We start from the raw sequence: 15,326 nt of genomic DNA, 5'->3' as shown, positions 1-15,326 counted from the left end.
GGCCGTGAAAATCAGAAAGGAATTTTCGCTGTGGGAGCGACTTTCAGAATCTCTTCTTTAAAGCGCTTCATGATGCGTTCAAGCGCTTCCTTAGTGTCGGCCTCAAAACGAAGTACAACAACCGGAGTCGTGTTGGACGGTCTTGCTAAAGCGAAGCCGTCATCCCACTCAACGCGAATACCGTCGATACGAATAATGTCCTTCGCATCATCAAACTTCGCGTTCTTGCTGAGTTTCTCAACCAGCGTGAAATTCTCGCCTTCTTCGGTCGGAATCTGAAGTTCCGGGGTAGAAACCGCGTTCGGGAGATCTTTGAGCGGCTTATTCGCGTCATCAAAACGCGTCACGATTTCAAGCAGTCTTGTCGCGGCGTAAACACCGTCGTCAAATCCGGGCCAGCGGTCATGGAAGAAGATATGGCCGCTCATTTCACCGGCGAAATCCGCATTCACTTCTTTCATCTTCGCTTTAATCAGCGAGTGACCGGTCTTGGACATCACGCAGACGCCGCCTCTTGACTCCACGAACGGACGGATGTTTCGTGTGCACTTAACGTCGTGAACAATAACCGAGCCTTTCTTATGCGCAAGAATATCACCCGCAAAGAGCATCGCCTGGCGATCCGGGAAAATGATTTCTCCGTCTTTGGCTACAACACCAAGACGATCACCGTCTCCGTCAAACGCAACACCGATCTCTTCGTCTCCGGATTTAAGCTGAGCCTGAAGATCCACCAGATTTTCGGGCTTGGACGGATCCGGATGGTGGTTCGGGAAGTTCCCGTCCACATTAGTAAACATTTCGGTGACTTCCGCGCCAAGCTTGGTTAAGAGTTTCACCGCAAGAGGACCGGCAATACCGTTGCCCGCATCCACCGCGACTTTGATCGGACGGGAAAGTTTTACATCGGAAAGAATCTTTTCAATATAGGCGGGAACAACATCCACTTCTTCGTAAGAGCCCTCGTTCGAAGCCGTGTAGAGGTCGCCGCTGACGATGCGGTCATATAAAGCAGCGATACCGTCTCCAAAGAGCGTCTCGCCTGCAAGCATCATTTTCAGACCGTTGTACTCGGGAGGATTGTGACTGCCGGTAATCGCCACGCCGCTTCCTGTATTCAGGTAAACCGTGCTGAAGTAGAGTACCGGTGTTGGAACCGCTCCGATGTCATAAACACCGACTCCGGCCTTGCGAATTCCTTTAATCAAAGCCTTCTGAAGCCTTGGGCCGCTGAGTCTGCCGTCTCTGCCGACACAAATTTTTTCAACTTTTTTCTCATGGGCAAGCGTTCCAAGCGCCTGACCGATCTGCTCGCAGGCCTCCTCGGTAAGTGTCTTGTCAACAATGCCTCGGATGTCATATGCCTTGAATATAGAGCGTGAAATTTTTTCAGTCATTTGTATGTTCCCTAACGGTGATACAAGGATTCTAATCTCGGAATCGGTCTGATGAGAGCTCAGGCCGCAGTGAAGGCGCTAAAATCAGCAAATTAAAGTGTATCAAGACAGATAAATCATGGAACTTCGGGACATTAACCTAGACGCCATTAAAAATTCTTCCGTGCTTGTCGTAGGCGACGCGATGCTGGATCGATACTGGTTCGGAGACGCGTCTAGAATCTCTCCTGAAGCACCGGTCCCCGTTGTCAAAGTCACTCGTTCCGAAGATCGTCTCGGAGGAGCCGCCAATGTGGCGCGAAACGCCGCAAGTCTGAAGGCGCGGACGTCCCTTCTGGCAATCATCGGGGAAGACGAAGCGGGCAATAAGATCATGGACCTGCTTGAAGAATGCAGCGTTCGTCCCTGCCTGTATCGGGTTGCGGGCTTTACCACTACGCTGAAGCTGCGCATTCTCGCGCGCCATCAGCAGATGCTGCGTACCGACTTTGAGTCAGAAATCGCTCCTTCCGCACTTGAACAGCACTCCAACCGATTTTCAAGCCTTCTCCCCGACCATGATGTTGTCATCCTTTCCGACTATGGCAAGGGCGGACTTGACCGCATTAAACACATGATCGCTGAAGGCCGCGCGTTCGGCAGAACCATACTGGTCGACCCGAAAGGCTCGGACTACTCCCGCTACGCCAATACCACCGCGATCACACCAAATCGCAACGAGCTGGCGCAGGTCGTCGGTCAATGGAATTCCGAAGAAGATCTGATGAACCGCGCGCAGAATCTGCGCCAAGAGCTCAATATTGAGAAAATCCTTCTGACACGCAGTGAAGAGGGCATGACGCTTTTTGATGACAACGGCGCTTGGTCTGTTCCCGCACGTGCTCGGGAAGTATTCGATGTTTCCGGAGCCGGCGATACCGTCATTTCCGTACTCGGCGTCATGCTTGCCGCCGGATACGATTGGCACACCGCCGTCAAGATCGCCAACAAGGCGGGCGGCATCGTGGTCGGCAAAGTCGGTACGGCCACGGTTACACCCGAAGAACTATTTCCAAATCTCTAAACGAAGAGGCTAAACATGAGTTTTATTGTCACCGGCGCCGCCGGCTTTATCGGAGCAAATATCGTTGCCGGACTGAACAAAAGAGGCTTCACCGATGTTGTCGCAGTCGATCATCTGAAAAAATCAGACAAGTTCACTAATCTTGCTGACAATCGGATTTCCGACTACTTCGATAAGGCCGAATTCATTGAACTCGTCAGAGCCGGAAAGATCGCCAAACCGGAAGCCGTTTTACATGAAGGCGCATGCTCGGACACAATGGAACTCGACGGCCGCTACATGATGGAGAACAATTACCGCTACACCGTGGACTTATTCCGCTGGTGCCAGCGCGAACGAATCCCGTTTATTTACGCGTCCTCGGCGGCAACGTACGGCGCCTCCAGCATCTTCAAAGAAGACGTCCGCTACGAAAAACCTCTGAATGTTTACGGCTACTCTAAATATCTCTTTGATCAGGTACTTCGTCGTGAAATGCAGTACGGTCTGAGAGCCCCAGTCGCAGGACTCAGATACTTCAATGTCTACGGTCCGCACGAACAGCACAAAGGCCGTATGGCTTCCGTCGCATACCATCAGTTCTTCCAGTACCGCGCCGAAGGCAAGGTAAAACTCTTTGAGGGCTGCCTCGGCTACGCGAACGGTGCTCAGATGCGCGATTTCGTGTACGTGGACGATGTGGTGGAAGTAAACTTCTTCTGCCTCGATAAAGAAATCACCGGAATCTACAACTGCGGTACGGGTCTCGCTCAGCCCTTCAACGATGTCGCGCTCACTGTGGTGAACACACTGCGCGAAGCCGACGGCAAACCCGCACTCACACTTGAAGAAGCCGTGATGAAGGGAGAAATCGAATACATTCCCTTCCCGCAGGCTCTGGTCGGCAAGTATCAGGCCTACACACAGGCAGATCTGACAAACCTTCGTGAAGCCGGGTGCGAAGTTCAGTTTAAGTCCGTTCAGGAAGGCACACGCGCTTACATGCTGCATCTGCTCGATAAAGTGAAATGAAATATCGTTTTATCTTCACCAAGCGTTCCGAAAACCCAATAAAAGCCGCTTTTTTAGACCGAGACGGCGTGATCAACATTGATCACGCCTATGTCGGAAACCGATCAAACTTTGAATTCATTCCCGGCGCGATCGAAGGCATTCGGCTTCTTAGGGATAAAGGCTTTGTCCCGGTTATCGTCACCAATCAGAGCGGCATCGGGCGCGCAAAATACAGCCTGCATGAATTTTCTGAACTGACGTTTTGGATGGCTGGCGTGCTGGAAGCTTCCGGCGCCGCAATCGGTGCGCTCTATTTCTGTCCGCACCATCCGACAGGCGCATTTGCTCCCTACCTCAAAGCATGTACCTGCCGCAAACCGGAACCAGGAATGATTCTTGCCGCCGCGCAGGACCTGAATATTGATCCTGCCGCGAGCGTCATCATCGGAGACAAATGTTCGGACATCGAGGCTGGAGCCAGAGCCGGTGTCCCCCGACGCATTCTTGTCAAAAAAGACGGCACGCACCCCTTCCCCGACTGCAGTACTGAACACGAGACCGCAGATAATCTGCTTTCCGCCGCTAAATTATTATGAGTCAACATCTTCCGCCACCCGCATTCGAACAGAAGATCGTAACCACGGATCAGCTCGAAAGTCTTCACGAACAGCTTCCGCACCCCATCGTTATGACAAACGGTGTGTTTGACATCCTGCACCGCGGACATGTCACCTACCTTGCGCAGGCCAGAGCGCTCGGCGCAAGCCTGGTCGTCGCAGTCAACAGCGACGCATCGGTTCGTCAGCTCGGCAAGGGCCCGGATCGTCCGATCAACCCTGAAGCGGACCGCGCTGCGGTCCTCGCCGCCCTGGAAAGCGTGTCCAACGTCGTCATTTTCAAGGATAAGGTGCCGCTTGAAATCGTAAGAAAACTCCGCCCGGACATTTACGTCAAAGGCGGAGATTACAGAATTGAAGATCTGCCGGAAGCAAAGATCGTTCACAGCTACAGCGGCAAGGTTGTCACCGCAGCGTTCGAATTTGATCGGAGCACTACGAAACTGCTCCGTAAAGTAAGAGAAAGCTAGATAATTCGATAGCCTTCTTTTCTGGCGTAATGGACTGTGGCGTTCAGGAACCCCTGCTTGGAGCCGCAGTCAAAGCGCTCGCCCTCATAACGGCAGGCCAGAGTGTTTCCCTTCGGGATTTCTCTTCCGATCGCGTCCGTCAGCTGAATTTCACCGCCGGCGCCACGGTCAATGTGCTGAAGGCTGTCGAAAATTTCAGGTTCAAGAACATAGCGTCCGATCACCGCAAGAGTGGACGGTGCCGTCTGCGGATCAGGTTTCTCAACAATTGAAGAGATCTTCGGACAAACTTCGTGTTCATCGTCGACTTCAACAATACCGTACTGCTTCGTCATCTCGCGGGGAACTGTCTGAACAGCCAGAACATTGCCGCCGTTGTTTTCCGCTCTTGCAGCGATGAGCTGAGAAATCGCCGGTTTCTTCGCGTCAATCAGGTCGTCGGCCAAAATAACGGCAAAAGGTTCGTCACCGACCACGGGTTTTGCGCACAGAACCGCGTGACCAAGCCCGAGCGGCTCGGGCTGACGAATAAAGATGAAATTGATTCCCGGCGGAACCACCGCTTTCAGGGTCGCAAGCAGCGCGTTCTTTCCTTTGCTCTTCAGATCGCGTTCAAGCTCGGGAGCGCTGTCAAAATGATCTTCGATCGCTCTCTTATGACGACCCGTGATGAAAATCATATCTGTGATGCCCGCAGCAGCGGCTTCCTCAACCGCATACTGAATAAGAGGCTTATCTACTATGGGGAGCATTTCTTTAGGCATCGCCTTAGTAGCAGGAAGGAAACGGGTGCCAAGGCCCGCGACAGGGAATACGGCTTTTCTTACAGGTTTCATATCGGTATTAGGTTTACTCAGTTGAGCTAATCGAATTCTAATATCATTCGGCTTCTGTTCCAAAGATTTTCTCTGGTTCAGCCGTTCGCAATCGCCTTGGCAAGCACGGACGCACCGTCTGCGTCGCCGTCCTTGTATTCGTTGCCCCAAATTTCCTTGAGTTTGGCCCGCATTCGTTCCTGGCAGAGCCTGCCGATGTCATGGCGCGTCATTTCCGGTGTCGGAACGATCGGTTCCAGAAAATGCACAACCGCATGCGCATCCTCCATAGTGACCACATTCCACAGTGAACCGAACAAGGTGACGTCGCCGGCAAAAGCCGCTTGTTTTGCAGGCTTGCCTTTATCCATATAAACCAGCACGACCGGACGAACCACCGCGCCTATTTCGGCCGCAGGAGCTAAAAAGTTGGATTTAATCGGCAGCAGCTCATTGCCGAAAGTCGTCGTACCCTCAGCAAAAATTGCCACCGTTTCGCGATTGCAGAGCGCTCCTCTGATGTCGTCGTTAATCTTGAGAATCGCCCGCTTGCTCGAACGATTGATAAAAAGTGTTCCGATCGCGCGCGCAATCAGCCCGAATATCGGCCATTTTGCGATTTCGGCTTTCGCAATAAACCGAGACGGAATCTGAGAGTCCAGCGTGAAGATATCCAGCCATGAGACATGATTGGACACCACAATGCATGCGGGCGCTTCATCGGATACACCGCACTCGTGCAGTGACTCGGGCACGCTGCCTTCGTAGCGGCACTTGACGCCGGCCTTCTCTAAAACACGCCTTGTGTAGAAAGCGAGCATCCTTCCTTTGCTCTTTTGATCCGCTTTTTGAAACGCGGTATAGGCCTGAAATAAACAAACGAGCGTATACATCACCACATTCAGGAAGCGAGCGCTGCCTTTAATTTTTTTCATTACTGTTCCTTTCTTCTCAGCCACTGTTCCAGAATAACAGCCGCGGCCTCATCATCAATATAGTCCGCCCCGGAGTTTTCTCTTTCTGCCTCAACTGAGCTGAATCTTTCATCTTCGCGCACGACAGGAAGATGGAATCTGCCTTCCAGCTGATTGGCAAACTTTTGACAGGTTGCTGTCATCGAGTTCGGTTCTCCATCCGCATGCCGAGGCACGCCAACCACGATCGCCGCAGGTGTCCATTCTGAAAGCAGACTTGTGATTTCTTTCCACTTCTGCTCATTTGTTTTCCAGGAAATGATCCTCAGGGGCCGAGCTGTTTTTGTCAGCATATTGCCGATAGCAACACCGATCCGTGCCAGACCGTAGTCAAAACAAATAATAATGGCGTCCTGAGAGAGCCTCTCCAAAACTGATTGGGTCATGTAAATTGAGTCGGATACAAATTAAATAATTCGATATTTTAGAGTTCGGGCGCCTCACCGCTCAAAGTTCGTCATCAAAATAGTGACGGTCATAGGAGGCGGGCTTACAATTTCAGCAGATTCTTTGGAGAGGATAATGCTCGAATTCAGTGCAACACTTTCGGATGCTCTGGCGCCCGTTACTTTGATTTCCGGAGTAGGACTCCTCCTGGTCTCAATGTCGGCGCGCTACTGCCATGCCGCCTCACGGATCCGACAGCTCCTTGCGGAAAGAGCGGCCGAACCCGAAGATCTTCATGAAGAAATCGATCAATCCATAGACCTGATTTTCAAGCGCGCAAGTCTTCTGAAAAACGGAATTCTGACGCTGATGATTTCCGCTGCGTTCAGCAGTCTGCAGATTCTGGCAATCGTCATAGAACGTCTCTTTGATTTTGATCTGTCTCTGACCAAATCTTTGATGCTTTTAGCCTCCGTTATTTTCATTGTACTTTCGAGCTGCATTTACGTTGGCGAGGTTCAAATTTCCGTCAGAGCGATCGGGCTGTCCGTTCACCACCATGACCATCCGCAGTAGGAGTGCACAATGATTTCGTATGCCGTTACGCTCTCCGATGCTTTAACACCGATCACGCTGATCTCAGGCGTCGGTTTACTGCTGCTCGCCATGACTGCCCGCTACAACTCCACCACGGACAGAGTCAGAGCGCTTTTAAAAGAACGCCGCAAACTAGCGCCTAAAACCGATCCGATTCTTGAGCAGGCGATTCGACTTACTTATGAAAGAAGCCATTTGCTGAAGAACGCCATTCTCGCAGTGACCACCTCAGCCGCATTTGCCGGAATTCTGGTTCTTGTCACCATTTTGGAACATCTCTGGAATCTGAATTTTGAAGTTTGGAAGTCAACGATCCTTCTGACAGCCGTCGTATTTATCGTGGTTTCCACGGTGTTTTTCGTCCTAGAAGTTCAAATTTCTCTGCGGACACTCAAGACTTCCATCGATCAGATTAGGCGCCCATAGTGGTCCGATAATCCAACAGCCTCCCTCTTGTTTGAACCATCATTACCTCATCAAACATTAGGAGGCTATAAATGTCTGACAACAACAATATCAACGATCGCGTCAAAAAAGATTTGGTTCTTCCTCTTAAGCAGCATGCGAACGGGATCATAGGCTGGGGTATCTTCAGCATCGTCCTGGGAACTATCGGTCTGTTTGCTCCGATCGCCTTTTCCATCGGTGTCACGATCTTCATCGGCGCCATGCTTCTGGTGAGCGGCGGCACAGGACTCGCCCTTTTCTGGAAGGCTGAAGGATGGGGCGCAAGAACGGCAGCGATCATTCTTGCACTGCTGACCGCGTTAACCGGTTTGCTCTTGATGTTCTATCCGGTCGCCGGTACTGAAACACTCACGCTGTTCCTCGCTTCTTACTTCATTGCCGTGGGCTTGATTAAGTGCTGGGTCGCGTTCAGAAATACCGATGCGAAAGGCTGGGGACTGATGCTCTTCTCGGCAATTGTCTCTTTGCTGCTTGGCGTCTGCCTGTGGTGGGGATGGCCTCAGAGCTCCGTTTGGATCTTCGGTATCTTCGTCGCAATCGAACTGATCTTCGACGGCTGGACAGGCGTTATGTTCGGTCTGGAAGTTAAATCCATCGGCAACCAGTCTGAATCGTAAAAAGCTGAACCGCACTTTGCGCTTCTGACTGAATTAACCGGCGTTGTCTCAGCGCCGGTTTTTTGTATTAATCACCGTAAAAACAAACGCCCACTGCTTTCTTTGCAGTGAGCGTCTGCTGCATTCTCTACCGGCCGCTCTGCGGTCGGCCGCTAAATCATCCGCTACTGCTCCGTGACGATTCTTGGCTTTTCTTCGGCCTTGCGCTTAGCTTCTTCCACGTCGGCTGACAGCTGATCAAGAATGGCGTCTGAGAACTTTTCCAGGCGATCAATCTGACTGTTCGAATCCAGTGTCAGCAGATCGTCAAGCGCGATCTCCGGAGCAAGGAAGGTATACGTCACACGAATTCCCTGAATCGTATCGTCAAGCGTGAAGGAATTGAGCTTTTCAGGAAGGCCCTGCGGCGACACAACGGGGAGCAGGTCGCGGCGGATCGGCGCGTCCGTACGCTCAATGATCGGCATCGGACTCTCAGAGAGCTTCTGAAGCATGTCTCTCATTCCGGCAAACGGCACAAAGACGTGAAGCATCATCGCGTCGCGTACCAGATGATTCCACTGAGCGCCTTCGATCTCTTCCGTTCTCGGAATATCCTGAGGAATCAGACCGGTTTCACCGATCGACTGCGTCATGCACATGGCAATGTCTCTTGTCCAGTCAGGAGCTGTTCCGAGTTTGTAGTACACATCCTGCTGCATGAGGGTCGCAGTCGCAAAGAATCCGTAATTCGGCGTTTCCGCAGAAATGTGTTCAAGGATGGTACGGGCGTGTCTCAGGTTCTTGATCATCACCGGGAAACTGATGACACGGAACACTCCGTCGGGAGCCGCGAAATAAGTCGGAAGACACTCGTTCCCTTCAAGCCAGGTCAGATAGTACTTCCCTTCGAACTGCTCTTTTGCTTTCGCGTCCCAGTTCTTCGGAAAACCGTCTTCGTAAAGCATAGCAAAAACCTGAATCAGAGGCGTTGTGTCATCCTGCTGTGTGGCGCTTCCCTCTTCACCGTCCCAAACCTGAGAGGCGGTGTACTTGTGCGTCTTCGAGTTCCAATTCAGCACAATCTTCGCCTTCTGCTCAGGATCGGACCATTCCGCATTGAAACCGTCCGCATTGATAATCAGAGTGCCGTGATTGAGAGGTCCGAAAACCAGATAGGAAGGAAGATCCTCTGCAGACTTCACTGCCTGCGGTTTGAAATTTGCCCAATCGAATTTTTCGCGTTTCGGCGGTTTGCTGTTGATCACTGCGAGCTGGAGAATCTCGCCAAGATTAGGATCATTCAGAATGTTGTCCTGCTCAGTTTTTGTTTCGTCCATTTAAATTCCTAAACAAGCCTGCTCCTTAAAAGCTCCAAAGCTCTGTGCAGGCCTGCGTTATTGATAATGCTTTCCGAAAGTTTACACGCAAAGAAAGAGGGCGGCCTATTTGACCGCCCGCTCTGAAACACCTTGTGCGTAATGACCCGTAAAAACGGGACTTACGAATAGTTTTGACTTAACCGACCCAAACTCGTGCGTTCTGGAAGATGCGCGCCCACGGCGATACATCCTTCAGCAGAGGAGAGCGCCATGAGAGCTGCACCGCACGCCAGCTGCGCTCCGGATGCGGCATCATGATCGTCGCGCGGCCGTCCGGTGTCGTAAATGCCGTCTTACCCATGGGCGAACCATTGGGATTCAGAGGATAAACTTCTGTCGGCATCTGTTTGGAATCCGCATAACAAGCCGCTGCAATCGCCTCAGCCTCGTCTTCCTGATTTTTCCAATACGCGCGCCCCTCACCGTGAGAGTTGACAATCGGGAGCATCGCTCCGGCCATTCCGGCAAAGAAAATCGACGGAGAATCCATAACCTTCACATTGACCAGACGCGCTTCAAACTGCTCTGAATAGTTGCGTTCAAAAGTCGGCCAATGAGCGGCGCCCGGGATTAAGTTCTTGAGCTGAGAAACCATCTGGCAGCCGTTGCAGACACCGAGCGTAAATGTGTTCGGGTTTTCAAAGAATCTGCGGAACATGTTCTGAAGTCCGGCATTGTGCAGAATGGTCTTAGACCATCCGCCGCCTGCTCCGAGAACGTCGCCGTAGGAGAATCCGCCGCATGCGGCAAGGCCGACAAATTCGGCAAGGTTCGCTCTGCCGGAAAGCAGATCAGTCATATGGACGTCAACCGGATTAAATCCGGCCTGCATAAACGCGCTCGCCATTTCATTCTGGCTGTTTACGCCCTGCTCTCTCAGAATGGCAACCTTCGGACGGACGCCCGTATTGATATACGGGGCCGCAATGTTCTCTTCAGGATCAAAACCCATCGCAAGTGTAAGACCGCCGTGATGCGGGTCGGAAATCAGATCATTTTCACTGTCAGCGCATTCCGGATTGTCCCGCATACGGGCAATCTGCCAGCTAACCTTGGACCAGGCCTTCTGCAGATTGGCTCTCTCTTCGGAGAGAACACACTTGCCTTCCAGGTAAATATTGAGATTTTCTTCCGGAATCAGGTTGCCAAGATACATCAGAGTATCCTGAAGGCCTTCAGCTTCAAGCGCTTTCACGACTTCGGAAGAACGCCCGCGGGTCACCTGAATCACCGCGCCGAGCTCTTCATTAAAGAGCGCTTCATTGAGCGTCTTGCCGTCTTTCACAAGACCGTCGGCAACCACTTCGACACCGACATGGCTTGCGAACATCATTTCGCACAGCGTCGCCGCTAAGCCGCCGTCGCTGCGGTCGTGATAGGCAAGAATCGCGCCTTTTTCCGCAAGAGAGCGAATGACACGCATAAATTTCTTTAAGTCTTCCGCATCGTCCAGATCCGGCGTAACGGAATCAAATCTCTGTGTCACCTGCGAGTAAACCGAACCGCCAAGTCGATCCTGACCGCGTCCGAGGTCAATCAGCAGAAGCGAGCTGTCAAGAACATTCTCGGCAAACATCGGAAGCAGATTGTCACGCACGTCATACACCGGAGCCGCTGCCGAAACCACCAGGGAAACCGGAGAGATCACATTCTTATTTTCTCCGCTTTCGTCCTTCCAGGCAGTCTTCATCGAGAGAGAATCCTTACCGACGGGAATACTGACTCCAAGTTTCTGGCTGAATTCGCTTGCCGCCTTAACCGCGTCAAACAATGCCGCGTCCTGACCGGGAACGCCGCAGGCGCCCATCCAGTTGGCAGAAAGAATAATACGGTCAAGATCCACATCCGCGCTGACGATATTGGTCATCGCTTCGCCGATTGCCATACGGCTCGCCGCTGCCGCGTTGGATACCGCCAGAGGCGTTTTCTCGCCCATGGCCATCGCTTCACCGCGGAAGCTTTCATAGGAAACTGCGGTCACTGCGGCGTCGGATACAGGAACCTGCCAAGGCCCGACCATCTGGTCTCTGACAACAAGACCGCCGACGGTTCTGTCGCCGATAGTAATCAGGAATTTCTTACTGGCTACGGTCGGGTGCTCCAGCACTTCGTAAAGGGCTTTTTTCGTATCCGCGTCTTTCAACGCCTTCATCGGCTGAACTTTTTCATGCTCTGCGACTCGGTGCATCTTGGGTGTCTTGCCTAAAAGCACGCTCATCGGCATATCGACCGCGGGCTCCTCTCCTTCCGAGCGCGTCACAACAAGTTCATCATCTTCGGAGATCTCGCCGAGAATCGCATAGGGGCAGCGCTCACGCCTGCAGTACTCTTCAAAAGCTTTCAGACGGCTCGGATCAATCGCAAGCGCATAACGCTCCTGCGACTCGTTGCACCAAATCTCCAGCGGGCTCATGCCGCTTTCTTCGATCGGCACCTTATTCAGATCCAGCTTCGCGCCCTTACCGGAAAGATCGGCAAGCTCAGGCATCGCATTGGATAAGCCGCCTGCGCCAATATCATGAATCGCAAGAATCGGATTCTCAAGACCCGCTTCCCAGCAGCGATCGATCACTTCCTGAGCTCTTCGCTCCATTTCGGGGTTGCCGCGCTGCACACTGGCAAAATCCAGAGATTCACTGTTGGCCCCGGCGCCCATCGAAGAGGCTGCTCCGCCGCCGATGCCGATACGCATTCCCGGGCCGCCCAGAACCACAAGAAGCGTTCCCGGAGGAAGCGCCAGCTTGTGTGTCTGATCGTCTCGAATGTTGCCGATACCGCCCGCAAGCATGATCGGTTTGTGATAGCCGTAACGGCGTCCGCCGACATTGGCTTCAAATGCGCGGAAATAACCGAGAATATTCGGACGGCCGAATTCGTTGTTAAAGGAAGCTCCGCCGAGAGGCGCTTCGACCATGATATCCAGAGCCGAAGCCATGCGTTTGGGAGCGCCGTAATAGGGTGCGTCCTTCGAGGGGCCGCTGACGTCTTTGTCATTTTCCCAACCCTGCACCGCGCCGGGAATTCTCAGAGAAGAGACGGTAAATCCTGTCAGACCCGCTTTCGGACGAGCGCCTCGGCCGGTCGCGCCTTCATCTCTAATCTCTCCGCCCGAACCTGTAGAGGCGCCCGGGAAGGGAGAGATCGCCGTCGGGTGATTGTGCGTTTCAACCTTGAAAACGGAATGAGTGCGCTCGTTTTGCGTAATGTACTCGCGGCCGCCCTCGGAGTTTTCGTTTCCGCGGGGATACATGCGGGGAACTTCTTCGCCTTCGAAAACCGCGGCATTGTCAGAGTAAGCGACAATCGTGCCCTGCGGATGATTCTTGTGCGTCTCGCGAATCATGCCGAAAAGACTCTTGTCTTCGTCTTTGCCGTCAATCGTCCACTTCGCATTGAAAATCTTGTGTCGGCAGTGTTCGGAGTTCGCCTGAGCGAACATCATCAGCTCAACGTCCGTCGGGTTGCGTTTCAATTTCGTAAATGCGTCGATGAGGTAATCAATTTCGTCATCATTGAGCGCAAGACCCAGCTCAACATTGGCCTTCTGCAGCGCAGTTCTGCCTTCCGTAAGAATGTCAACGCTGCGCATTGGCTGTCCTTCAGCCTCAGCAAAAACCACTTCCGGAGCCACGTCCGGAGCCACCACGCTTTCAGTCATGCGGTCGTGAATCACGGCTGCGATTTTTTCTCTCTGCTCTTCGCTCAGGCGCTTATCGTCCTTCATGATCAGCTCAAAGCAGGTGCCTCTTTCCACGCGAAGCACATTTGTCAGGCCGCAGTTGCGGACAATATCGGTCGCTTTGGATGCCCAGGGAGAGATTGTTCCGAGACGGGGAATCACCATGAATTTCTCTTTTGCGGAAGTAAGAATCGCCTCTTCCCCGTAAGTGAGAATGGACTGCATGGTTTCGAACTGAGAAGCCGACAGGGTGCCGTCCGTTTTTACAAAATGGATGAACCGAGTGTTCAGTGTGACCGCGTCAGGCGCGATACGGCGAATTTTCTCAAGAAGTCTTTCAGTACGAAAATCCGACAGGGCTCTGGATGCGTCTAAGCGAAACATGGACGTCTGACTCATTTTTTTATGCTGCCGCAGTCATCAGGGCTGCAATGCAGCTTCCTCCGAAGTTAGGTTAGTTGAGGTTAAAGTAATTTCGTCTATTCTAAATTGAAGTGCGCGAATTTCCCGAACTCTTGCGTGCTCAGGCATCGAACCTTCCGCAATAAGCAAAACACCCGGGAGACTGCGCTCTCGGGTGCCTGAAAATTTTTCCTCTACGGGATAAGAACCACACGATAATCATTAATGTTGGTTCTCGTAGGACCGGTATCAAAGAGATCGCCCAGTTTTTCAAAAAACTCCTGAGCGTTATGCTCTTCAAGATACTTCTGCGGATCAAGTCCGAGTTCCTTGGCTTTTTCCATCGTGTCCGGTCTGAGAATTGCGCCTGCGGCCTCTCCGTTGCCGTCAACGCCGTCCGTATCAGCCGCAATGGCGTATATCGGATTGCCTTCAAGCTCGAGCGCGAGCGCAAGCAGAAATTCCGAGCAGGGACCTCCCTTGCCAATGCGTCGTCCCGTCAGCGTCACAGTGCACTCACCGCCGGAAAGCAGAACCACCGGCTTGCGTCTCGGCTTGGAGAGTTCAAGACGGATTTTGCGGGAAACCTGCTGAGCGACTTTTTTCGCTTCTCCCGAGATTCCGTCTCCGACAATAACCGGACGCATTCCTTTTTCCTTAAAGAACGCCGCAGCTGCCTGCAGTCCCTTAAAGGAATTGGCGATAATCTTGTTTTTCACGCCGCGCATACGGACGTCGCCAATCTTCGGCGTCTCGGGGATGGCGCCGCGGGCACCGTTGCGCAAGTGCTTGAGAATGGATTCCGGCGCCTCAACTTTAGCCTGACTGAGATACCAAAGCGCATCCGCATAAGTGGAAAAATCTTCCGCACACGGGCCGGAAGCAATATCTGACGGATTATCTCCGACGGTATCGGAAATGATCAGTGAGAGAACCTCGGCACCCTTGGCTCGAGCCGCCAGCGCAAGCTGTCCGCCTTTAACTTGGGACACATGCTTGCGTACCGCATTAATATGATCGATGCTTGTTCCGGACTTCAGCAAATCTTCCGTCACTTTGCGAATGTCTTCAATCGTGACACCCTCCACCGGAAGCGAAAGAAGGCTGGAGCCTCCTCCGGAAAGAAGCGCCAGCAACATGCTGCCTTCTTTCAGCCGATCAAGCTGATCCATCATGCGCTTTGTCGCATCCAGATTGGATTGATCCGGAATCGGATGAGATGCCTCAAGCACTGTGATCTTCTTGGTTTTTTCCGAATGTCCGTGACGGGTAATGACAACGCCGGACAGTTCTTTTTCCGGCCACGCCTCCTCTACAGCCGCAGCCATGCTGGCAGCCGCTTTTCCCGCCCCGACCACAATGACATCGCCGGCGAACGTTGTTGGAATATGAGGCGCAACCACCTTATGAGGATCTGCCGCGTCTATCGCCGCGTAGAAGGACTCCATGAGGAGCTGCTCAAACTTGTCTTTTTCTCGTTTCAAGG

Annotated in this window: 14 protein-coding genes; 7 read left to right on the top strand and 7 right to left on the bottom strand. The window is 52.6% G+C overall.

Annotated features, from left to right (window positions below; genetic code table 11):
- Window positions 1-11: 11 nt before the first annotated feature.
- Entirely contained in the window at window positions 12-1,397 is a 1,386-nt protein-coding gene (locus tag NFR90_RS00715; protein ID WP_251449848.1) for a phosphomannomutase/phosphoglucomutase, read from the bottom strand.
- Window positions 1,398-1,515: 118 nt separating this feature from the next.
- On the opposite strand from NFR90_RS00715, the gene rfaE1 reads away from it, so the two are divergent.
- Genes rfaE1 through rfaE2 form a run of 4 tightly spaced genes read left to right on the top strand, consistent with a single transcriptional unit; the run spans window position 1,516 to window position 4,540 of the window.
- Window positions 1,516-2,460, top strand: a complete 945-nt coding sequence (gene rfaE1, locus NFR90_RS00710; RefSeq protein ID WP_160334727.1) for a D-glycero-beta-D-manno-heptose-7-phosphate kinase — start codon at window positions 1,516-1,518, stop codon at window positions 2,458-2,460.
- 15 nt (window positions 2,461-2,475) lie between these two features.
- Window positions 2,476-3,471 (top strand): ADP-glyceromanno-heptose 6-epimerase, encoded by a 996-nt coding sequence (rfaD, locus tag NFR90_RS00705; RefSeq protein ID WP_251449846.1) that lies wholly within the window; start codon window positions 2,476-2,478, stop codon window positions 3,469-3,471.
- Window positions 3,468-4,049 (top strand): D-glycero-beta-D-manno-heptose 1,7-bisphosphate 7-phosphatase, encoded by a 582-nt coding sequence (gene gmhB / locus NFR90_RS00700; RefSeq protein ID WP_160334725.1) that lies wholly within the window; start codon window positions 3,468-3,470, stop codon window positions 4,047-4,049. Before rfaD ends, gmhB begins: the two co-directional genes overlap by 4 nt.
- On the top strand, window positions 4,046-4,540 hold the full coding sequence (gene rfaE2 / locus NFR90_RS00695; RefSeq protein WP_160334724.1) for a D-glycero-beta-D-manno-heptose 1-phosphate adenylyltransferase: 495 nt from the start codon (window positions 4,046-4,048) through the stop codon (window positions 4,538-4,540). The genes gmhB and rfaE2 overlap by 4 nt, the downstream gene beginning before the upstream one ends.
- Here the strand turns inward: rfaE2 and galU are convergent.
- The 3 genes from galU to ruvX all read right to left on the bottom strand — a co-directional run bounded on the left by galU (window position 4,537) and on the right by ruvX (window position 6,715).
- Window positions 4,537-5,376, bottom strand: a complete 840-nt coding sequence (galU, locus tag NFR90_RS00690) for a UTP--glucose-1-phosphate uridylyltransferase GalU (RefSeq protein WP_160334723.1) — start codon at window positions 5,374-5,376, stop codon at window positions 4,537-4,539. The genes rfaE2 and galU overlap by 4 nt on opposite strands.
- Window positions 5,377-5,453: 77 nt before the next feature.
- On the bottom strand, window positions 5,454-6,290 hold the full coding sequence (locus NFR90_RS00685) for a lysophospholipid acyltransferase family protein (protein WP_251449844.1): 837 nt from the start codon (window positions 6,288-6,290) through the stop codon (window positions 5,454-5,456).
- The gene (ruvX, locus tag NFR90_RS00680; protein WP_251449842.1) at window positions 6,290-6,715 is read right to left on the bottom strand and encodes a Holliday junction resolvase RuvX; all 426 of its coding nucleotides are present in this window, start codon (window positions 6,713-6,715) and stop codon (window positions 6,290-6,292) included. Before ruvX ends, NFR90_RS00685 begins: the two co-directional genes overlap by 1 nt.
- Window positions 6,716-6,851: 136 nt before the next feature.
- Between ruvX and NFR90_RS00675 the strand changes: the two genes are divergently transcribed.
- The 3 genes from NFR90_RS00675 (at window position 6,852) to NFR90_RS00665 (ending at window position 8,398) form a co-directional block, all read left to right on the top strand.
- Window positions 6,852-7,292: a DUF2721 domain-containing protein gene (locus NFR90_RS00675; RefSeq protein ID WP_160334720.1), complete on the top strand. Its 441-nt coding sequence runs from the start codon at window positions 6,852-6,854 to the stop codon at window positions 7,290-7,292.
- A 9-nt stretch (window positions 7,293-7,301) separates the two neighbouring features.
- The gene (locus NFR90_RS00670; RefSeq protein ID WP_251449840.1) at window positions 7,302-7,739 is read left to right on the top strand and encodes a DUF2721 domain-containing protein; all 438 of its coding nucleotides are present in this window, start codon (window positions 7,302-7,304) and stop codon (window positions 7,737-7,739) included.
- A gap of 71 nt (window positions 7,740-7,810) precedes the next feature.
- Window positions 7,811-8,398 (top strand): HdeD family acid-resistance protein, encoded by a 588-nt coding sequence (locus tag NFR90_RS00665; protein WP_251449838.1) that lies wholly within the window; start codon window positions 7,811-7,813, stop codon window positions 8,396-8,398.
- Window positions 8,399-8,562: 164 nt separating this feature from the next.
- Here NFR90_RS00665 and NFR90_RS00660 read toward each other — a convergent pair whose 3' ends face one another.
- The 3 genes from NFR90_RS00660 to NFR90_RS00650 all read right to left on the bottom strand — a co-directional run bounded on the left by NFR90_RS00660 (window position 8,563) and on the right by NFR90_RS00650 (window position 15,324).
- Complete coding sequence (locus NFR90_RS00660; protein ID WP_251449836.1) at window positions 8,563-9,717, bottom strand: hypothetical protein; 1,155 nt, start codon at window positions 9,715-9,717, stop codon at window positions 8,563-8,565.
- 178 nt (window positions 9,718-9,895) lie between these two features.
- Complete coding sequence (gene purL / locus NFR90_RS00655) at window positions 9,896-13,837, bottom strand: phosphoribosylformylglycinamidine synthase (protein ID WP_251449833.1); 3,942 nt, start codon at window positions 13,835-13,837, stop codon at window positions 9,896-9,898.
- 197 nt (window positions 13,838-14,034) lie between these two features.
- Window positions 14,035-15,324, bottom strand: coding sequence for a glycerate kinase type-2 family protein (locus NFR90_RS00650; protein ID WP_160334715.1), 1,290 nt, complete (start codon window positions 15,322-15,324; stop codon window positions 14,035-14,037).
- Window positions 15,325-15,326 lie beyond the last annotated feature (2 nt).

The sequence above is a fragment of the Parasutterella muris genome (assembly GCF_943193095.1).
GTDB lineage: Bacteria > Pseudomonadota > Gammaproteobacteria > Burkholderiales > Burkholderiaceae_F > Parasutterella > Parasutterella muris.
This window is presented reverse-complemented; position numbering and strand designations above follow the sequence as displayed.